Raw genomic sequence first — 4,468 nt, 5'->3', positions numbered from 1 at the left:
ACCCTCACCGACGAGGAGGCAGGCGCGGCGCGGGGGGGGGGGGCGGGCCGGCCCCGAACCCGCGCCCACCCCGGGCCCGGGTGGGGTGGTGACCGTAGGCGCCGGGCCCGCGCGCGCCCCCCCGCGGGCCCCCCCGCCACCGCCCCACCCAGAGCGCGATATAGCGACACCGGCCACCCCGCCCCCGGCCCGGCCCCCCACTTCCGCCGCGACGGACAGGAACTCGTCGTCACCCCGCGCAGGACCCTCCACAAGGGCCGGGAGTTCCGCGTCGAGGTCACCTACAACGGCACCCCCAAGCCGGTCACCGACCCGGACGGCTCCCAGGACGGGTGGATCCCCACCGACGACGGAGCCTTCGTCGCCGGCGAACCGCAGGGCTCCATGACCTGGTTCCCGGGGAACAACCACCCCAAGGACAAGGCCTCGTACGACTTCACGATCACCGTCCCCCAGGGACGCACCGCGGTCGCCAACGGCGTCTTCCTCGGGCAGAGCACCGCGCACGGGCACACCACCTTCCGCTGGCGCCAGACCGAGCCCATGGCCTCCTACCTCGCCACGGCCACCGTCGGGAAGTTCAAGGTCGAGCGGTACACCACCGGCGACGGCGTCCAGGTGTACAACGCCGTCGACCCGCGCGAGGCGAGCGCCGCCGCGCCCGTCCTCAAGAAGCTGCCGTCCGTCCTGGACTGGGAGAGCAAACTCTTCGGCCCCTACCCGTTCCGTGCCGCCGGCTCGATCGTCGACCGGGCGCCGGACGTCGGGTTCGCCCTGGAGACCCAGTCCCGGCCCGTCTACGACTCCGCGCCCGACCTCGCCACCCTCGTGCACGAGAGCGCCCACCAGTGGTTCGGCGACTCCGTCTCCCTGACCAGCTGGAAGGACATCTGGCTCAACGAGGGCTTCGCGACGGACGCCGTGTGGATATACAGCGTGCAGCTCGGGGGCGACAGCGCCCAGAAGACCTTCGACAAGCTGTACGCGCGCCCGGCCGGCGACGACCTGTGGGCCTTCCCGCCCGGCAACCCCGGCAGCGGCGCCAACATCTTCGGCACCCCCGTCTACGCCCGCGGCGCCATGGTCCTGCACGAACTGCGCAAGGCCGTCGGCGACCGGACGTTCCTGCGGATCCTGCGCACCTGGGCCACCGACCACCGCGACGCGCACGGAACGACCGCGCAGTTCGTGAAGCTGGCCGAGCGGGAGTCCGGCAGGGACCTCGACGCACTGTTCCACACCTGGCTGTTCACGAAGGGCAAGCCCGCCACGGCGTAGGAACGGCAGGACGGGGAACCTGACGAGTTCCTCACAAGTCTCGTTCATGGTCGGACCATGATCGATCGCAGAACCGCCGTGGCGCTCCTCGCATCCCCCCTGGTGCTCAGCGGATGCGGCGGCGCCGCGGCGGCCTCCCGCCCGGAGCCCGCCCTGCCCCCGGCTCCCGGTCCTGCATCGGCGCCCACGACGGCACCGCAGACCTCCGCGGCGCCGGCCCCGCGGCGGATACCCGGGCTCGGCCCCAGGACATGGGCCGCGATACCGGCGCGGTCGCGCCAGGTGGTCGTGGCGACCGGCCGCGGCAGGAACTCGCCCCTGTCCACGGTCGTGCTGTACGAGCGCACCGCCAACGGCTGGCAGGCGGGCGCCGGCGGACCCGGACACAACGCGCTGCACGGCTGGAGCGACCACCACATGGCCGGCGACCTGCGTTCCCCGGTCGGCGTCTACACCCTCACCGACGCGGGGGGCCGGCTCCCGTATCCCGGGACCCGGCTGCCCTACGATCACTCCAACGGCTTCGCCTCGACCGGCACCGGCTTCGAGGGCGAGCCGCTGACCGGCTCGTTCGACTACGTGATCGCCATCGACTACAACCGCGAACCCGGCACCTCACCCCTGGACTGGACCCGGCCCCTCGGCGCGAGCCGCGGCGGCGGCATCTGGATCCACGTCGACCACGGCGGCCCCACCCACGGCTGCCTCGGCATCGCGAAGGCGCACATGCGGGAACTGCTCCGGGCCCTCGACCCCCACCGGCACCCCGTCGTCGCCATGGGGTACGCCGACTGGCTCGCCCGCTGAACGCCTAGGATCTGCCCCGTGTGCGCACATGTGCTGGTCGCCGAGGACGACGAGATGCAGGCCGAACTCATACGCCGGTCGCTGATGGCCGAGGGCCACACCGCCACCGTGGTCCACGACGGCCCCGCCGCCCTGGACGCGGCCCGCAGACTCGGACCCGACCTCATGGTCCTCGACCTGATGCTCCCGGTGATCGACGGCTTCGGCGTGTGCCGGGTGCTGCGCGGCGGCACCGGTGACCAACCCGGCATCCCCGTGCTGATGCTCACGGCCCGCTCCGACGAGGACGACGTCCTGCTCGGCCTGGAGCTGGGCGCGGACGACTACATGACCAAGCCGTACAGCCCACGCGAACTGATGGCCCGCATCCGCACGGTCCTGCGGCGCAGCGGTCACGGCGCCGGCGCCCGCGAGGACCCCGCCGTACGCGCGGGAGGCATCTCCGTCCACCCGGTACGGCACGAGGTGCGCTGCGACGGCGTGCCGGTGGAGTGCACCCCGGCCGAGTTCCAGATCCTGCTGGCCATGGCCGGCGAGCCGGACCGGGTGTTCTCGCGGCGCCAGCTGCTGCAGTGCACCCGCGGCTTCGACCGGTCCTCCACGGAACGGGCCGTCGACGTGCACATCATGAACCTGCGCAGGAAGATCGAGGCCGATCCGCGCCGGCCGGCGCGGCTGGTGACCGTGTTCGGGGTCGGCTACAAGCTGACCGGCGGACGTCCGTGAAACGCCGGATACCGCTGCGCAAGCGGCTCCTGGTGCGGCTGTTGCTCGCCTCGGCCCTCATCGCGGTGTGCTCCGTGGCGGCCACCGCCTGGCTGGCGGTCACGACGACCACCAGCGCCCTGAAGGAGGAACAGGGCCAGGACCTCGCCGCCGACAACGACATCCTCGCCCGGCTCAGCGGGTACGCGGCGACCCACGCCGACTGGTCGGGGGTCCGGCGCACCGTCCGCGTGCTGGCCGACAGGACCGGGCGCCGCATCGCCCTCACCACCGCCGACCGCACCCTCCTCGCCGACTCCGCACCCCACGGCACCCCCCTGCCGCCCAGTCCCGCCGCCGCGGTGGACCCCCTGCACACGGACACCTACACGGACTCCGGGGCTCAGCTCAGCGGCATCGACCCCCGGGCGGTCGGCCCGTACCGGCTGCCGGCGAAGGAGCGCGAACGGCTGAACACGGTGGTCGGGAAACGGCAGTCGTGTTTCGACCGCTTCGGCATCCGCACCAAGGTCGAACGGACCCCGAGCGGCCGTCCCGTCCTCGTCGGCCTGGACGGCACGGACACCTCCCAGTACTACCTGGACGAGTGCGGTTACACCGGCTCCGCGACCACGACCGAACGCAAGGCGCTGAACTCGCTGACCGAAGGTACCCGGACCTGCCTGCGGGACAAGGGCCTGGACGGCGGGGCGCCCCTCTACCTCAACCTCGAAACCCGGGAGAACACGCCGACGAACCCGTTCGTCGTCGCCAAGTACGTGAGCAGGGCGGCCGGCGGTGCCGACGCCATGCGGACCGTCCAGGGCTGTATCGACAGCGCCCGCCGCGCCCAGCTCGACCCGTACGTCGCCCCGGTGGCCGAGCTGTTCCTCGGCATCGGGGACCGGAGCGCGCCCCGCTTCGACATGTCGCCGGCCAACAAGGCCAAGGTCGTCGGCGCGGCCGGTCTCGTGCTCGCCTTCACCGTCGCCGTCACGGCCGTCGTCGCGACCCGGCTGGTACGGCCCCTGCGCGCGCTGACCGAGGCCGCCCAGCAACCGCCGCAGCTGCATGTGCGGGTGCCGCTGACCACCCGGGACGAGACCGGCATCCTGGCGGAGGCGTTCAACGACCTGACCGAGCGCCGGGAACGCCTGGAAGCCCAGCGCAGGGAGATGGTGAGCGACATCGCCCACGAGCTGCGCAGTCCGCTCACCAACATCCGCGGCTGGCTGGAGGTCACCCGGGACGGCCTCGTGGACCCCGATCCCGCGCTGCTCGACTCGCTGCACGAGGAGGCCCTGGTGCTCCAGCGCGTCATCGACGACCTCCAGGACCTGGCGGCCGCCGACGCGGGCACCCTGCGACTGCACCGCGAGCCGGTCCGCGCCGACGAGCTGCTCGCCCAGGTCGCCGCCGCCCACGGCGTGGCCGCCGACACCGCCGGGGTCGCCCTGCGCGCCGAGGCGGACGGCGACCCGTGGCTGGACGCCGACCCGGTGCGCATGCGGCAGGCCCTCGGCAACCTGGTCGCCAACGCCCTGCGGCACACGCCCGCCGGCGGCACGGTGACCCTGGCCGCCCGCCGCGACGGCGACCGGGTCGTCTTCACGGTCACCGACACCGGTACGGGCATCGGCCCGGACGACCTGCCGCACGTCTTCGACCGGTTCTGGCG

At 73.2% G+C, this 4,468-nt stretch carries 3 protein-coding genes and 1 pseudogene; all 4 read left to right on the top strand.

Annotation, left to right across the window (positions count from 1 at the left end):
• Positions 1-201: 201 nt before the first annotated feature.
• A pseudogene (locus ACFW2E_RS42210) lies at positions 202-1,278 on the top strand (M1 family metallopeptidase); the annotation flags it as partial.
• 57 nt (positions 1,279-1,335) lie between these two features.
• On the top strand, positions 1,336-2,085 hold the full coding sequence (locus ACFW2E_RS42205; RefSeq protein ID WP_384476075.1) for a L,D-transpeptidase family protein: 750 nt from the start codon (positions 1,336-1,338) through the stop codon (positions 2,083-2,085).
• A gap of 18 nt (positions 2,086-2,103) precedes the next feature.
• Positions 2,104-2,811, top strand: coding sequence for a response regulator transcription factor (locus tag ACFW2E_RS42200; RefSeq protein ID WP_384476073.1), 708 nt, complete (start codon positions 2,104-2,106; stop codon positions 2,809-2,811).
• The coding region (locus ACFW2E_RS42195; protein WP_384476070.1) for a sensor histidine kinase at positions 2,808-4,468 on the top strand (1,661 nt) is incomplete at its 3' end. The genes ACFW2E_RS42200 and ACFW2E_RS42195, both read left to right, overlap by 4 nt.

Source organism: Streptomyces sp. NPDC058964 (assembly GCF_042741275.1).
Classification (GTDB): domain Bacteria; phylum Actinomycetota; class Actinomycetes; order Streptomycetales; family Streptomycetaceae; genus Streptomyces.
The sequence above is the reverse complement of the archived record's forward strand: the minus strand, read 5'-3'. Positions and strand labels throughout refer to the sequence as shown.

Bases quoted from the DNA above. Each gene is read 5' to 3' on its own strand.
- ACFW2E_RS42205 (WP_384476075.1), top strand. From the start codon at position 1,336: ATGATCGATCGCAGAACCGCCGTGGCGCTCCTCGCATCCCCCCTGGTG.